16 protein-coding genes are annotated in these 14853 nt (G+C 70.0%); 9 read left to right on the forward strand and 7 right to left on the reverse strand.

Annotation, left to right across the window (positions count from 1 at the left end; translation table 11 throughout):
• Window positions 1-168: 168 nt before the first annotated feature.
• Window positions 169-996 carry a hypothetical protein gene (locus tag ACQP2O_RS43065; RefSeq protein WP_433174997.1) on the reverse strand — a complete coding sequence of 276 codons (828 nt, stop codon included), beginning with the start codon at window positions 994-996 and terminating at the stop codon, window positions 169-171.
• A 374-nt stretch (window positions 997-1370) separates the two neighbouring features.
• Between ACQP2O_RS43065 and ACQP2O_RS43070 the strand changes: the two genes are divergently transcribed.
• The gene (locus ACQP2O_RS43070) at window positions 1371-1784 is read left to right on the forward strand and encodes a pentapeptide repeat-containing protein (RefSeq protein ID WP_433191346.1); all 414 of its coding nucleotides are present in this window, start codon (window positions 1371-1373) and stop codon (window positions 1782-1784) included.
• A gap of 198 nt (window positions 1785-1982) precedes the next feature.
• Window positions 1983-2264 (forward strand): YiaA/YiaB family inner membrane protein, encoded by a 282-nt coding sequence (locus tag ACQP2O_RS43075; RefSeq protein WP_433174998.1) that lies wholly within the window; start codon window positions 1983-1985, stop codon window positions 2262-2264.
• Between the two features lies 1 nt (window position 2265).
• Here ACQP2O_RS43075 and ACQP2O_RS43080 read toward each other — a convergent pair whose 3' ends face one another.
• The gene (locus ACQP2O_RS43080; protein WP_433174999.1) at window positions 2266-2958 is read right to left on the reverse strand and encodes a TetR/AcrR family transcriptional regulator; all 693 of its coding nucleotides are present in this window, start codon (window positions 2956-2958) and stop codon (window positions 2266-2268) included.
• 72 nt (window positions 2959-3030) lie between these two features.
• Between ACQP2O_RS43080 and paaZ the strand changes: the two genes are divergently transcribed.
• The 3 genes from paaZ to paaB are packed head-to-tail and all read left to right on the forward strand — an operon-like array spanning window position 3031 to window position 6298.
• Window positions 3031-5067 carry a phenylacetic acid degradation bifunctional protein PaaZ gene (gene paaZ, locus ACQP2O_RS43085; protein ID WP_433175000.1) on the forward strand — a complete coding sequence of 679 codons (2037 nt, stop codon included), beginning with the start codon at window positions 3031-3033 and terminating at the stop codon, window positions 5065-5067.
• Complete coding sequence (gene paaA / locus ACQP2O_RS43090; RefSeq protein ID WP_433175001.1) at window positions 5064-6002, forward strand: 1,2-phenylacetyl-CoA epoxidase subunit PaaA; 939 nt, start codon at window positions 5064-5066, stop codon at window positions 6000-6002. The genes paaZ and paaA overlap by 4 nt, the downstream gene beginning before the upstream one ends.
• On the forward strand, window positions 5999-6298 hold the full coding sequence (gene paaB, locus ACQP2O_RS43095) for a 1,2-phenylacetyl-CoA epoxidase subunit PaaB (protein ID WP_433175002.1): 300 nt from the start codon (window positions 5999-6001) through the stop codon (window positions 6296-6298). Before paaA ends, paaB begins: the two co-directional genes overlap by 4 nt.
• A 53-nt stretch (window positions 6299-6351) precedes the next feature.
• Here paaB and ACQP2O_RS43100 read toward each other — a convergent pair whose 3' ends face one another.
• The gene (locus ACQP2O_RS43100; RefSeq protein ID WP_433175003.1) at window positions 6352-7560 is read right to left on the reverse strand and encodes an RNA-guided endonuclease InsQ/TnpB family protein; all 1209 of its coding nucleotides are present in this window, start codon (window positions 7558-7560) and stop codon (window positions 6352-6354) included.
• A gap of 166 nt (window positions 7561-7726) precedes the next feature.
• Between ACQP2O_RS43100 and paaC the strand changes: the two genes are divergently transcribed.
• From paaC to ACQP2O_RS43120, 4 genes are all read left to right on the forward strand, one after another.
• Window positions 7727-8596 (forward strand): 1,2-phenylacetyl-CoA epoxidase subunit PaaC, encoded by an 870-nt coding sequence (paaC, locus tag ACQP2O_RS43105; protein WP_433175004.1) that lies wholly within the window; start codon window positions 7727-7729, stop codon window positions 8594-8596.
• Window positions 8590-9093 (forward strand): 1,2-phenylacetyl-CoA epoxidase subunit PaaD, encoded by a 504-nt coding sequence (paaD, locus tag ACQP2O_RS43110; RefSeq protein ID WP_433175005.1) that lies wholly within the window; start codon window positions 8590-8592, stop codon window positions 9091-9093. Before paaC ends, paaD begins: the two co-directional genes overlap by 7 nt.
• Window position 9094: 1 nt before the next feature.
• A complete protein-coding gene (gene paaE, locus ACQP2O_RS43115; RefSeq protein ID WP_433175006.1) occupies window positions 9095-10183 on the forward strand; it encodes a 1,2-phenylacetyl-CoA epoxidase subunit PaaE in 1089 nt (362 codons plus the stop codon).
• A 124-nt stretch (window positions 10184-10307) separates the two neighbouring features.
• Window positions 10308-10790, forward strand: coding sequence for a hypothetical protein (locus ACQP2O_RS43120; RefSeq protein WP_433175007.1), 483 nt, complete (start codon window positions 10308-10310; stop codon window positions 10788-10790).
• A 44-nt stretch (window positions 10791-10834) separates the two neighbouring features.
• Here ACQP2O_RS43120 and ACQP2O_RS43125 read toward each other — a convergent pair whose 3' ends face one another.
• The 4 genes from ACQP2O_RS43125 to ACQP2O_RS43140 all read right to left on the reverse strand — a co-directional run bounded on the left by ACQP2O_RS43125 (window position 10835) and on the right by ACQP2O_RS43140 (window position 14837).
• Window positions 10835-11839 carry a cation diffusion facilitator family transporter gene (locus ACQP2O_RS43125; protein ID WP_433175008.1) on the reverse strand — a complete coding sequence of 335 codons (1005 nt, stop codon included), beginning with the start codon at window positions 11837-11839 and terminating at the stop codon, window positions 10835-10837.
• Window positions 11836-12267: an ArsR/SmtB family transcription factor gene (locus ACQP2O_RS43130; protein ID WP_433175009.1), complete on the reverse strand. Its 432-nt coding sequence runs from the start codon at window positions 12265-12267 to the stop codon at window positions 11836-11838. The genes ACQP2O_RS43125 and ACQP2O_RS43130 overlap by 4 nt, the downstream gene beginning before the upstream one ends.
• Before the next feature lie 122 nt (window positions 12268-12389).
• A complete protein-coding gene (locus ACQP2O_RS43135; protein ID WP_433175010.1) occupies window positions 12390-13442 on the reverse strand; it encodes a PP2C family protein-serine/threonine phosphatase in 1053 nt (350 codons plus the stop codon).
• 117 nt (window positions 13443-13559) lie between these two features.
• Window positions 13560-14837 carry an FAD-dependent oxidoreductase gene (locus tag ACQP2O_RS43140; RefSeq protein WP_433175011.1) on the reverse strand — a complete coding sequence of 426 codons (1278 nt, stop codon included), beginning with the start codon at window positions 14835-14837 and terminating at the stop codon, window positions 13560-13562.
• Window positions 14838-14853 lie beyond the last annotated feature (16 nt).

Raw genomic sequence — 14853 nt, forward strand, 5'->3', positions numbered from 1 at the left:
CGGACCCCAATCGAAAAGGGCAGTCCTTCGATATAACCTCGGGCATTCTGCCTGCAGCGCTGCAGCAGGCTGACAGGATCGGGGTCGTCCACGATGGTCGGCTCCGGTACGCAGGAGCCGAAGGTCCAGGGCCGCCCCCTTGACCTGCTCCGGCACCGGCGCACCGTCCTACCAAAGACGTGCCGCCCAACTACGCAGCCGCCGGACGAAACCAGCCCGCGGAACGACTCGCGCCATTAGCACCTTCTCTGCGATTTGGGCATCAGCGCTTATCTCCGCGCCGATGACTCTGAACCACCAACGATCCATTCGCCAATGCAGCACGAGCATAGTCGGCGCCAGGACGGTCCCGGCCGTGACGATCGCGAAAAGGACGTAGGTGCCAGTGCCGAGGGACGGATGGATGCCATCTTCGGCCAGACCAACTGGATACAACACAGCAACCAAAAGTGCACAAAACCACGCGGCCGTTACAAAACCCACAAGGCGGGCCTCTTGCCGGGCCCATCGCCGAAATGTCAGCGCGTCAGCGCGAAGGGTCAGCCGATTACCTACGCGCTTCATCCGGCGCACCAAAATCAGCGCTTCAGCGAGATCATCCGGAACGGACTGGCGAAAGGCATACTCATACAACTGACGGCGTATCCGCGTCAAACCGCCGCCATGTTGCTCGACTGCCTTCAGCAGACCAGAGCCGCTACGGATGATAAAGATTAACGAAACAACCATGATCGCGAAACCGAACAGCTCATCCCGAAGATCTTCACTGCTAATCAGGTTAACGCCGACGCCCGCCAGGATGGCAGCCATAGCCGACGCCAGCGGCGCGAACACCAACGCCACAGACAGGTCGAATGGTGACCGGTCGACCCGCCGCGACCATGCGTACATAAGCTTGGCTGTGAGACACCGAACCAACTGCGCCAGAAAGATCCCGGCTACTATCACAGGCAGAAGGACCAGGGGCACTCCGAGGATCACACCTGCGATTTTCATAACCCTCCCGCAGACCGAATCAAACAGGTTGAAGCCAGATCGCCCGTCCACGTTCTCACAACCGAACGCTGAGCCGCCTGCGCGGCTTCTCATCCTGAACTCACGGCGAGATCACGGGGCGGCGCTGCCTCGCCCTGCTCCAACGTGTGGTGGCGTGTGATCACGACAGGTGCCGTACGACGGTGTTGCTGCACTTCCCGGCTGTACAGCAATCGCGCTGACCCGCGGCAGCACCTCCGTAGTCGAGGACAAGCCGATCCGGCCGCAAGGGTCTTGATGCGGGACCGTCTGTGAGTGGCCGGTAAATGGGAAAGCGACTGCTCGGACTCGCTGGCACGATAGCGAGCATGACTTACGGGATGACCCCGAAGCAGATGCTGGGACGGCTTCCATACGGCGCAGCCGTAGACCGTCAGGTCTTCGATGGCCAGGATCTCGCGTCGGTACGGACACAGCGCCTGTGGTTCGCCCGCTGCTCGTTCGTCGGTGCCGACCTTCGCCACGCGACCCTCGATGGGTGCTCCTTCAAGATGTGCGACTTCCGAGGTGCTGACCTCCGAGGGGCGTCATTGAGGGGCGTGAGTCTTGCCGGTTGCGATCTCCGTGACGCTGATCTGCATGACGCGGACCTCACCGCAAGTCGCCTCGGGTACGTCAACACCGGTAGCCACCCCTACGGTCTGACCGACGTCACCGGGGCGAATTTCGCCAACGCCCGTCTTCACGATCTCCAAGTTGACCGGGTCATAGGATGGGGCGGATCTGACGGTGACCGTCTGCCCCGCTGAATGGACGGTGAGATCTGGCAGGCGAACGTGTACCGGCCCAGGAGCACTCGGCAAAGGCGGGCAGCGGGTCAGCGACCCCGGGCGGCTCCACCTTTTTCGCGATCGGGATTACCATGCCTTCCGCCCGCTGACCCGTGGTCAGGACGATTGAGTACTTATGCTCATGTGTCGTGATCTCACTTCGACGACGGTGAGAGCATGAGCACCCCAGTTCAGCCCAGCACGACCTCTGCCTTCTTCGTTCAGTCGGCGATCTCTTTCGGCGTCTCGCTGGTGGCCTGCGCGGTCGGCATCGCCTACCTGCCCGTTAACGGCTGGGTCCGAGCGTTCCTCGGCGTCAGCCTCCTGTACGTGGTCACCTCGGCGTTCGCCCTCGCCAAGTGCGTCCGCGATCGGCACGAGGTGACGAGCGTCGCCGGCCGGGTCGACCAGGCCCGCATCGACAAGCTGCTCGCCGAACACGACCCGTTCCATAACTGACCTACGGTGATCGCCGAGGGTCTTCAGGGTCGGAGGACCAAGAGCCCTCGGCGGAAACGCCCGCGTGGGTGCGGAGGCCGTCGAAGGCGACCGTCGCGACCGCGTCGGCGAGGTCGGGGCCGCCGATGTGGCCGTGGGGGCGGTACCACTCGATCAGCGAGTTGACCATGCCGAACAGCAGGCGGGCCGTCGTGGCCGGGTCGACGTCGCCGCGCAGGTCGCCGTCGGCGACGGCCTCGGCTACGAGGCCCGCCACGATGCGGTCGAACTCGCGCCGTCGTTCGAGGGCGTCCCGCTCGACCGGCGTGTTGCCGCGCACCCGCAGCAGCAACGTTACGTACGGCAGCCGGTCGACGAGGACCGTCACACTGCCGCGGACGAGGTGCTCGAGGCGGTCGACCGCGCGACCGGGAACGGTGTCGAGCTCGTCGACGAGGGCGAACAGGCCGTCGAGGGCGCGGTCCACCGCCAGCCTCAGCAGCTCCTGCTTGCCGGAGACGTGGTGGTAGATCGCGGCCTTCGTGACGCCCAGCTCGCGGGCGAGGTCGTCCATGCTCGTGCCGTCGAAGCCGCGCTCGTTGAACAGGCCGACGGCGATCCGCAGCAGGGACTCCCGGTCGTGGCCGGGCCGGCCGCGCCGGGACCGCCCGGACACCGCCGTACGGTCACCCTGCCGTCCCCTTCCCTTCGCCATGGTCGCACGGTAACATGAATTACCTACCATTCGGTCAGTAAATGTCGCCCGACTCACCTGGAGGCCGGCTCCATGACCGCACTGCACAGCTACGTCGGCGGCCGCTGGCAGGCGCCGACGGGCGAGGGCATTCCGCTGCACGACGCGACGACCGGCGAGGAGATCGCCCGCGTCTCCACGGCGGGGATCGACCTGGCCGCCGCCCTGGAGTACGGCCGCCGGGTCGGCGGGCCGGCGCTGCGCGAGCTGACGTTCCACCAGCGCGCGGCCCTGCTGAAGGCCCTCGCCTCCCACCTGCGCGAGCACCGCGAGGAGCTGTACGCGCTGTCGGCTCGGACGGGCGCCACTCTCGGCGACTCTCGCTTCGACGTCGATGGCGGCATCGGCGTGCTGTTCGCGTACTCGAGCCGGGGGCGCCGCGAGCTGCCCAACGACACGGTCTACGTGGACGGCCCGGTCGAGCCGCTCGGCAAGGGTGGCACGTTCGTCGGCCAGCACGTCTGCACTCCGCTGCGCGGCGTCGCGATCCAGATCAACGCCTTCAACTTCCCGGTGTGGGGGCCGCTGGAGAAGCTCGCCCCCGCGTTCCTCGCCGGGATGCCGAGCCTGATCAAGCCCGCGGAGCAGACCGCGTACCTCACCGAGCGCCTGGTCCGACTGATCGTCGACTCCGGGCTGCTGCCGGAGGGCACGGTCCAGCTCGTCTGCGGCCCGCCCGGTGACCTGCTCGACCACGTGACCGGCCAGGATCTGGTCGCCTTCACCGGTTCGGCCGCCACCGCGCGCAAGCTCCGTTCCCATCCGGTGATCGTCCGCGAGGCGGCGCGGTTCACCGCCGAGGCCGACTCGCTGAACTGCTCGATCCTCGGACCGGACGCCCGGCCGGGCACGCCGGAGTTCGACCTGTACGTGAAGCAGCTCGTCGCCGAGATGACCGTCAAGGCCGGGCAGAAGTGCACCGCGATCCGGCGTGCCCTCGTCCCGGCCGAGCTGATGGACGACGTCGCGGCGGCGGTGTGCGACCGGCTCGCGAAGGTCACCGTCGGCGACCCGTCCCGCGAGGACGTACGGATGGGGGCCCTCGCCAGCCTCGACCAGCGGGAGGAGGTCCGCCGGGCGGTCAAGGCGCTGCGCGGCGCCGCCCACCTGATCTTCGGCGATCCCGACCATGTCGACCCGGTCGGCGCGGACGCCGACCGCGGCGCGTTCGTCTCCCCGATGCTGCTGCGCTGCGACGACCCCGACCGCGCCGAGCCGCACGAGGTCGAGGCGTTCGGGCCGGTGTCCACGCTCCTGCCGTACACCTCCACGGAGCAGGCCGTCGAGCTCGCCGCGCGCGGGCGGGGCAGCCTCGCCGGGTCCGTCGTCACCGCCGACACCGGGTTCGCCCGGGAGATCGTGCTCGGCCTCGCGCCGTGGCACGGGCGGCTGCTCGTCCTGAACCGGGAGGACGCGAAGGAGTCCACCGGGCACGGCTCGCCGCTGCCGAACCTCGTGCACGGCGGCCCCGGACGCGCCGGCGGCGGCGAGGAGATGGGCGGCCTGCGCGGCGTACTGCACCACATGCAGCGCACCGCCGTCCAGGCCGACCCCGAGACGCTCGGCGCGGTGACCGGCCGCTGGGTCGCGGGCGCGCCGAGGCGCACGGAGGGCGTGCACCCGTTCCGCAAGTCCCTGGCCGAGCTGCGGGTCGGCGACGCGGTGACCGCCGGCCCCCGTACGGTGACCCGGGGCGACATCGACCACTTCGCCGAGTTCACCGGCGACACGTTCTACGCCCACACCGACGAGGAGGCCGCCAAGGCCAACCCGCTGTTCGGCGGGATCGTCGCCCACGGCTACCTCGTGGTGTCGCTGGCCGCCGGGCTGTTCGTCGCCCCCGAACCGGGCCCTGTCCTGGCCAACTACGGCCTGGAGAACCTCCGGTTCCTCACCCCGGTCAAGCCGGGCGACGAGTTGACCGTGACGCTGACCGCCAAGCAGATCACGCCGCGCGCGAACGCCGACTACGGCGAGGTCCGCTGGGACGCCGACGTCACCAACCAGACCGGGGAGTCGGTGGCCAAGTACGACGTGCTCACCCTCGTCGCGAAGGAGCAGGGCTCATGACCGCCGTCGCCGAAGAGAGCCTCGAGCGGCACTTCGAGCACACCATCGAGCGGGACCAGCGGATCGAGCCCCGCGACTGGATGCCGGACGCCTACCGGGCCACGATGATCCGCCAGATCGCGCAGCACGCGCACTCGGAGATCATCGGCATGCAGCCCGAGGGCGACTGGATCACCCGCGCGCCGTCGCTGCGGCGCAAGGCGATCCTGCTGGCCAAGGTGCAGGACGAGGCGGGCCACGGACTGTACCTCTACTCCGCCACCGAGACCCTGGGCATCGATCGGGCCGACCTCACCACCCGGCTGATCGAGCGGCGGCAGAGGTACTCCTCGATCTTCAACTACCCGACGCTGACGTACGCCGACGTCGGCGTGATCGGATGGCTGGTCGACGGCGCCGCGATCTGCAACCAGGTGCCGCTGTGCCGCAGCTCGTACGGGCCGTACGCCCGGGCGATGATCCGCATCTGCAAGGAGGAGTCGTTCCACCAGCGGCAGGGCTACGAGCTGCTGATGACGATGATGCGCGGCACCGACGCCCAGCGCGCGATGGTGCAGGACGCGGTCGACCGCTGGTGGTGGCCGAGCCTGATGATGTTCGGCCCGCCCGACGCCGACTCGCCCAACACCGCGCAGTCGATGGCGTGGAAGGTCAAGCGGCACACCAACGACGAGCTGCGCCAGCGGTTCGTCGACATGACGGTGCCGCAGGCCGAGGCGCTCGGCGTCACGCTCCCCGACCCCGACCTGCGGTGGAACGCCGACCGCGGCCACCACGACTTCGGCCCGATCGACTGGGACGAGTTCAAGCGCGTGCTGCGCGGCGACGGCCCGTGCAACGCCGAGCGCATCGCCCGGCGCCGTCGCGCCCACGAGGAGGGTGCGTGGGTCCGCGAGGCCGCCGCCGCCCACGCCGAGAAGCGGAGGGAGTCATGAGCGAGCGCAATCCGGCAGGGAGTGATCATCTCTACGAGGTGTTCGTGCGCGGAAAGCGCGGGCTCAACCACGTGCACGTCGGGTCGCTGCACGCCCCCGACGACGAGATGGCGCTGCGCAACGCGCGGGACCTGTACACCCGCCGCAACGAGGGCGTGAGCATCTGGGTGGTCAAGGCGTCGCACATCGCGGCGTCCAGCCCGGACGAGAAGGACCCGTTCTTCGCCCCGTCGGCGGACAAGGTCTACCGGCACCCGACCTTCTACGACATCCCCGACGACGTTCCGCACATTTGACTATTCCCCCTGAAGGAGGGGGATCCCCATCGGCCTTGCGGCCGATCCGGCTTTCAGACCGGGCGCCTCACGGCGCGGGTTTCCTGGTTCAGCGCCGACTGCGGAAGGGAGGACCCTTGCCGTCTGACACCAGCTCCACAGGCATCACCGGGATTGTCCCCGGCTACGGCTCGACCAGCCGCAACGATGTTCTTGGCCGCGTTGATGTCCCGGTCGTGCCGGGTGCGGCAGGCAGGGCACGTCCAGTGCCGGGTGGAAAGACTCAGCCTGGTAAGCAGGTGCCCGCAAGCCGAGCAGGTCTTGGACGAGGGGTACCAGCGGTCGATCACGATGAGGGTGCGCCCGGCGCGTTCGGCCTTGTACTCAAGCTGCCGGCGGAACTCACCCCACCCCGCATCGGAGATCACCCGCGCCAGCGTCCGGTTCTTCACCATGTTCTTGACCGCGAGGTCTTCGATCACGATCGTGTCGGCCCTGCGCACCAGGTTCGTACTGACACGGTGCAGGAAGTCGTTCCGGGCGTTACGGACCTTGCGGTGGGCGCGGGCGACCTTGGCCTTGGCCTTGCGCCGGTTCATGCTGCCGCGCTGGCAGCGGGCCATGCGCCGCTGGTAGCGGGCCAGGTTGCGGGCCTTGCGCTCGAGATGCCGGGGGTTGGCGATGCGCTCCCCGTCCGAGGTGACCGCGAAGTCCTTGATCCCCAGGTCGATACCGATGGCGTGCCGGGCCTCGTCCATGGGGTCGGGGGCCTCGGTGTCGACGGCGAACGTCACGTACCAGCGGCCGTCCGCCTCACGGGAGATCACCACCATGGTCGGGTTCAGCGCGGTCAGGTCCACACCCTCGAAGGACCACACGAACCGCAGCGGCGCCCGGGTCTTGGCCATGGACAACTCGCCGTTCTTCATCCGGAACGCCGAGCGGGTGTAGTGCGCGGTCTGCCGGGAGCCGCGGCTCTTGAAACGCGGATACTTCGCGCGGCCAGCAAAGAAGTTCGCGAACGCGGCGTGCTGATGCCGCAGCGTCTGCTGCAGCGGCACCGAAGACACCTCAGAGAGGAACGCCAGATCCTCGGTCTTCTTCCATCCGGTCAATGCCGCGTCGGTCTGCTTGTAGGAGGTCTTCTCACCCCGCTGGTGATAGGCCGCGTGGCGTTCGGACAGGGTCTTGTTCCACACCAGGCGCACACAGCCGAACGTGCGGTTGAACACCGCCGCTTGTTCGGGGTCCGGGTAGGCCCGGCACTTATACGCCGTCCGCATGACCGACACATTACAAGCGCTCAGCGACTCTGTAAGGCGAATGGTCGAATGCCGGAAAACTCCGTTTTCATGCCGTCCCGGCTACGCCGGGCCGCTCCGGACGGAGTCCGAATTCATCCCCGGCGTGAAAGCCGGGGAATCCTTCGGAGATTTAGGTGAGGCCACGGTGTCCTTCGACAACGTCTACGAGGCCCTGACCGGCGACGGCGATGCCCGCTGGGCGTTCGGCACGGGCTTCACCGACCCGCTGAACGGCGTCGACACCACGGTCCCACCGGACGTCGACGGCGCCGACCTGGCCGCCTACTGCCTCATGCTCGGCGACGACGCGCTGATCATGTCCCACCGGCTGCAGGAGTGGTGCACGAACGCGCCCGACCTGGAGGAGGAGGTGGCGCTGGCCAACATCGGGCTGGACCTCCTCGGCCAGACCCGGCTGCTGTACGCCCGCGCGGGCCACGCCGACGGCACCGGCCGGGGCGAGGACCACTACGCCTTCTTCCGCGAGGAGGCGGAGTTCGCCAACGTACGGCTCGTGGAGCTCCCGCGCGGCGACTTCGGCGATCTCATCGCCCGGCTCCTGGTCTTCGCCACCTGGCGGCTCGCCCTGCTGCAGCGCCTGATCGCCTCGCGCGACCCCGTGCTCGCGGCCATCGCCGCGAAAGGCGTCAAGGAGGTCGCCTACCACCGCGACCACGCCGCGCAGTGGGCCGTACGCCTCGGCGACGGCACCGACGAGTCGCACCGGCGGATGCGGGCCGCGTTCGAGAGGATCTGGCCGCTGGTCGGCGAGTTGTTCACCGCGCACGAGGTCGAGGAGCGCCTGGCCCAGTTCGGCGTCGCGGCGGACCCGGCCGGCCTGCGTGCGGAGTTCGACGCCGTCCTGGACCAGGTGTTCACGGCGGCGGCCCTCCACCGCCCCGCCGACGTGCCGCCGGACCCGGACGGGCGGCGGGGCCGGCACACCGACGCCCTCGGGCCACTGCTCGCCGAGCTGCAGAGCGTGGCCCGCGCCCACCCGGAGGCGACATGGTGACCGTGACGACGGACGCGCGGGCGGTGGCCGAGACGGTCACCGACCCGGAGCTGCCCATGCTCACGCTCGCCGACCTCGGCGTGCTGCGCGACGTCTCCGAGGAGGACGGCCGCGTCGTCGTGACCATCACGCCGACGTACTCCGGGTGCCCCGCGATGGACGCCATGCGCGCCGACCTGATCCGCGCGCTGCGCGCGGCCGGGTACGACGAGGTCGACGTGCGCACCGCGCTGCACCCGCCGTGGACCACCGACTGGATCAGCGCGGAGGGCCGCCGCAGGCTCGCGGAGGCGGGCATCGCCCCTCCCGGCGCCGCGCCGCGGCGCGCGGAGGGACCGATCCCGCTCGCCCTCGGCCCGACCGTACGCACGGTCCGGTGCCCGCGCTGCGGTTCCGCCGACACCGAGGTGACCTCTGCGTTCGGCCCGACCGCCTGCCGGGCGCTGCGCCGGTGCCGGTCCTGTCGCGAACCGTTCGAGCACGTGAAGGAGATCTGAGGTGACCGTGAGCACACCGGCGCCGGCGCGGGCGCGTGGCGGCTTCCACCGCCTGACGGTCGCCTCGGTGGAGCGGCTCTGCGCCGACGCGGTGGCGGTGACGTTCGACGTCCCGCCGGAGCTCGAAGGCGTCTACGCCTTCCGCGCCGGCCAGTCGCTGACGCTGCGCCGTACGGTCGGCGGCCGGGAGGAGCGCAGGTCGTACTCCATCTGCGCGCCGGAGGGCGCCGCCCCCCGCGTCGGCGTACGGGAGGTGCCCGACGGGCTGTTCTCCACCTGGCTCGTACGGGACGTGCGCCCCGGCGACGAGATCGAGGTGGGCCCGCCCACCGGCGGGTTCACCCCCGGCGACGACACGGCGGGACACCACGTGTTCGTCGCGGCCGGGTCCGGGATCACGCCGATCCTGTCGATCGCCGCCACCGTCCTGCGCGACCCGGCGGCCACTGTCACCCTGCTGTACGCCAACCGGCGGACCGACACCGTGATGTTCGCCGACGAGCTCGCGGACCTGAAGGACCGCTACCTCGACCGCCTCGAACTCTTCCACGTCCTGTCCCGCGAGCCCCTCGAGACCGAGCTGTTCACCGGGCGGCTGGACGCGGCGAAGTTCACCGCGCTGTTCGCGCTGCTCCCGCCCGCTCGGGACGTGGCGCACTGGTGGCTCTGCGGGCCGTACGCCATGGTCGAGAGCCTGCGGTCCGTGCTCGACCGGACGGACGTCCCGGCGGAGCGGGTGCACCGGGAGTTGTTCTTCGTCGACGACGTCCCGCCCGCCCCGGTCCGCCACGAGGAGGCACTGCCCGACGGCGCGACCAGCGAGGTGACGCTGCTCCTCGACGGCCGCTCGACCACGGCGGCCGTGCCGCGCGACACGCCGCTGCTGGACGCGATGCAGCGGGTCCGGCCCGACCTGCCGTTCGCCTGCAAGGGCGGCGTCTGCGGCACGTGCCGGGCCAGGGTGACCGACGGCAAGGTCCACATGCGGCGCAACTTCGCCCTGGAGGAGTCCGAGGTCGACGCCGGCTTCGTGCTCACCTGCCAGTCCACGCCGCTCTCCGAGCGCGTCGGCCTCGACTACGACGCCTAGCTCAGTTCAAGGTCGAAAGGACACCCACGCGATGACCGGCAGCGACGGGGTGGACCCTGCGGCGAACCTCTGATGGTGGATGTCCATCAAAGCGGGTCAGGACCGGTTACGACCTGGAGGGTTCATGTTCCCGTTTGTTCGAACGCGCCGGTTCGCCTTCGCCGCCGTCGGGGTCGGCGCGTTCGGGAGCATCGTCCTGCTGGCCGCACACGTCTTCATCAACAACATCGACAAGGGGGATCCGGATCCTCAGGCGGACAGTACGATCGCAGTCTGCTCGGACGTGCCGATCCATGCGTGGTACACCGTGAACATCGGGACCGAGACCCGACCTGACAACAAGAAGGTCGATGATGGGCTGGAGGCCACCGGTCACGGCCTTGACCCGTTCGACGAGGACGGGCGCCGGCGCTGCGTAGAGCTCGGTTCGGCGTTCGGGGCCCGCGTGGACTTCAAAGCGCCAGGCCTGAACAACGGGCAGCCGTTCTCGGTGACCGCGCTGGCCGATCACAAGCGTTTTCTGGTCGTCCGCTTTATCAAAAACGCCGACGATACGGTCACCGGGACCCAAGAACCGGTCGGCGTGCCCGCATCCTACGTTCCATGATCCAAGAAACACGGCCTAGGGCCTGACGCGCTCGACTGCGACGCTCAGTCTTCGGTCGGCTCGGAACGGTGGACGGGGCCGTGGGACTCCTCGCAGTGCTCGTCCGGCCGCGAGCCGATCGACAGCAGCGGGTCGGCGTTGTGATCGACCTGGAGCGTCGTGTGGGTGATCTGGTACGACTTCTCCAGCACCGCTTCGAGGTCGGCGCGTACGGCGTGGCAGTCCTCCCCCGGCGCGACCAGGATGTGCGCGGACGCCGCGGGCATGCCCGAGGTGATCTGCCAGATGTGCAGGTCGTGCACCTCGGTGACGCAGGGCCGGGCGGCCAGCACCTTGCCCACCTGTTCCGGGGAGACGCCCGCGGGGGCCGCCTCGAGGAAGATCCGCCCGGACTCGCGGACCAGCCCGACCCCGGCCTTGACCATCAGGGCCACCACGACCAGGGAGGCGATCGCGTCCGCGCGGGCGAATCCGGTGAGCGTCATGACCAGGCCGGCGACGGCCGTGGCGATGAAGGCGTACAGGTCGGTGAGGATGTGCTGGAACGCGCCTTCGACGTTGAGGCTGGTCCGGTTGGCCTTGGAGATCATCCAGGCGGCGCCGACGTTGACGACGATGCCGACGAGCGCGGTGGCCAGCACCAGCCCGCCCGTGACCTGCGGCGGGCTGACCAGCCGGCGGACCGCCTCGTACGCGAGCCAGGCGGACAGCAGCAACAGCGAGAGCCCGTTGGCCTGGGCGGACAGGATCTCGGACCGCTTGAGACCGTAGGTGTATCCACCGGCGGGCGGTTTGGCGGCCAGTCGCATGGCCACCAGAGCCAGCACGATCGAGGCGGCATCGGTGAGCATGTGCGCCGCGTCGGAGATCAGCGCCAGGGAGTGCGCCAGCACACCGACGACCACCTCGCCCGCCATGTAGGCGACGATCAGACCGAGCGCACCGCTCAGCCATCGTGAGTCGGCGTTCTCGCTGACGCCGTGGGCGTGCCCCTCGTGACCGTGAGCGGCGTGCCCGGGACCGTCGTCGTGCGCGTCGTGGGCCGTCATGTCACGTCTTCCTCGGTCTGGTGGTGTTCGGGATGGGCGGCGGCCGGGGCGTGGCCGATGTGGGTGAGCGCGACGTCCAGCAGCATACGCACGTGCGCGTCCGCGAGCCGGTAATACGCCATCCGCCCGGACCGGCGTGCCTGGACGACTCGGTGGGCGCGCAGCAGCCGCAGGTGGTGGGAGACGGCCGACTCGCTGGCACCGGCGACGGCGGCCAGGTCGCACACGCACATCTCGCCCTCGAGGAGCGCGACCAGCACCCTCAGCCGGCCCGGATCGGCGAGCAGGCCGAACACGTCGGCGACCTCGGCGACGTCCCCCTCGGGGGGCATGGACGCGCGGACGGTCGCGACGCGGTCGGCGTCGACCACCCGCAGTGCGCACGCCTCGAGGCCGACCACCATCGGCTCATCTGAACGATTGCTCATATGTCGTTAAGTTAGCGCGAGGACCGGGCGATGCCAAGCCATCTCCGGTCGCAGCGACTCGCCTCTCCGCGAGGCCGCCGACAGAGCCGGCGGCCTGTCCGGGCGGATATCGGGACACGGCGCTACCGGGCGGACATCCGCTTGATGGCGATCACCGCGACGTCGTCGTCCAGGCGTCCCTCGGCGTACGCGCGCAGGTCTTCGTGCAGGCGCTCGACGAGATGCGCGGGGTCGTCCGCCGCCCAGGTGAGGAGACGCTCGCCGAGGGGGTAGAACGCGCCGACGGCGTCGCGGGCCTCGATCACTCCGTCGGTGTAGAGGAGCAAGAGGTCATCGGGCCGGAACGGGAAGATGTCGACGTGGGCGTCGGCCGGGTACAGGTCCCCCAGGCCGAGCGGCGGCGCGGGCCGGGTCGCCCGCAGCTCCGTGACGCCTCCGCCCGTCAGCAACAGGGGTGACGGGTGTCCCCGGTTGAGGATGCACAGGTGCGGCTCCTCGTCGGGGATGTCCACCACGGCGGCCGTGACGAAGCCCTCCCCCGGGTCCGGCCCGCCGCCGTGCAGCCGGGCGGGCTCCAGCTCGGCCGCGCCGTCCAGGAAGGACAGCAGGTCGGGGAGCGCGGAACGCTGGTGCGCGGCGGCCCGGAACGCCCCGACCACCAGGGCGGACGTGTCGATGGCGGCCAGGCCCTTCCCCCGGACGTCACCGATGATCAGCCGGGTGCCCCCGGCGATGCGCACCGCGCCGTACAGGTCACCGCCGATTCTCGCCTCCTGCTCTGCGGTCAGGTAGAACGACGCGATGCGCAGCGGCCCGATCCGTTCGGGAAGGGGGCGGATCAGTGCCCGCTGCGCCGTCTCGGCGACCGAGCGGGCCGCCTTCAGCTCACGCCGGTGCCGCTGCCGTACGGCGGTGAAGAACACGATCAGCGCCGAGATCACGACCAGCGAAGAGAGCTGCGTCTCGTACTCGGTGACCCGGCGCCACTCGTCGGACGCGCCGATGAGCACCTCGGTGGCGACGGCCACCGCGCCGATCAGTGCGACCGCCCTCGGGCCGGCGAAGGACGCCGTGATCGCCGGTGCCACGATCAGCAGCGGCCCCAGATGGATCCGTGGCCCGTTGAGGACGTCGATCACGGCGATCACCAAGATCAGCGCCAGTGGGAGCGCCACCAGCGCTTGGCCCCGCAACCATGACTGTGACCGGGCCGAACGGTCATCCCCGAACCGTCGCACGATCCCTGCGTACCCGCTGGTCAGCGGGCATCACCTCGGCCGGGGCCGACTGCGCTACGTACGGGCGGCGGCGCGGGTCTCGGTCTCGCGCCGCTCCGGGGTGCGGACGTGCTCGGGCAGCAGGCCGTACACCATGATCCGGGCCAGGACCTGCGACAGCAGCCGCCGGCCGCTCCGGGTTCCCAGGATCCGGGGCAGGCTCGGCTCGGTGTTCGACAACGCCCGGTCGACCACCTGACGCTGGATGACCTGCTGCACCGTCTGGGTGCCGATCGTCGGGACGGCCCGGCGCCGCTGGACGCGGCGCACCAGATCCGGGTTGAGCGTCCGGTCGAACCTCGCGGGGTCGGACTGGGCGCGATACAGCGGCTCGGCCAGCAGGTTGGACGTCGCCACGGCGTCCTGTACGGCCAGGTTGATGCCGACACCGCCGATCGGCGACATCGTGTGGGCGGCGTCGCCGATGGCGAGCAGGCCCGGCCGATCCCAGCGGTGGAGCCGGTTCAGGCCGACCTCGAGGAAGGCCACCTTGTCCCAGTCGTCGATCTCGCCGACCCGATCGGCCAGGGACGGCATCAGCCCCGCGAGCCGGTCCCGCAGGTCGCCGAGCCCCCTGGCCCGGACCTGCTCGTACGACCCCTTGGGGATGAGGAAGGCGATCTGCCAGTAGTCGCCGCGGTCGATCATCGCCGCCATCTCGCCCTGGCCGATGACGCCGCCGAGACCGTTCTGGTCGCCGGGCCGACGGGAGATCCGCAGCCACAGGACGTCCATCGGCGCGCCGAGTTCGGTGGGGACCATGTCGGCGGCGCGGCGCAGATCGGACCGGCGGCCGTCCGCCGCCACCGTGAGCACGGCCCGCAGGTCGTGCTCGCCGGAGGCGTCGCGGTACCGCAGCCCCCGCACCGCGCCGTCCTCCTCGATCGGCCCGAGGACCTCGGCCTCCATCAGCAGCCGGAACGCCGGATAACGCTGTGCGTGGTCGGCCAGCAGGGTCAGGAAGTCCCACTGCGGGATCATCGCGATGTGGCGGTACTTCCACCGCCTGAACCGCGTCAGGTCGGCCTCGACCAGCGGCCGGGTCCGCGTCCCGATCCGCAGGGTCGTCAGCTTCTGGTGCGGCACGCGCTCGAGCTCGTCGACCAGGCCGAGCTCGTCCATCAGCCGCAACGTGGAGGGGTGGACGGTGTCGCCCCGGAAGTCGCGCAGGAAGTCCCCGTGCTTCTCCAGGACCGTCGTCCGCACCCCGGCGCGGGCGAGCAGGAGACCCAGCATGATCCCGGCGGGGCCGCCGCCCGCGATCGCGCAGGTCGTAGTCCGAACGTCCGGCATCGCGGCCTCCTGTAAT

This window comes from Actinoallomurus sp. CA-150999, from assembly GCF_050942425.1.
GTDB lineage: Bacteria > Actinomycetota > Actinomycetes > Streptosporangiales > Streptosporangiaceae > Actinoallomurus.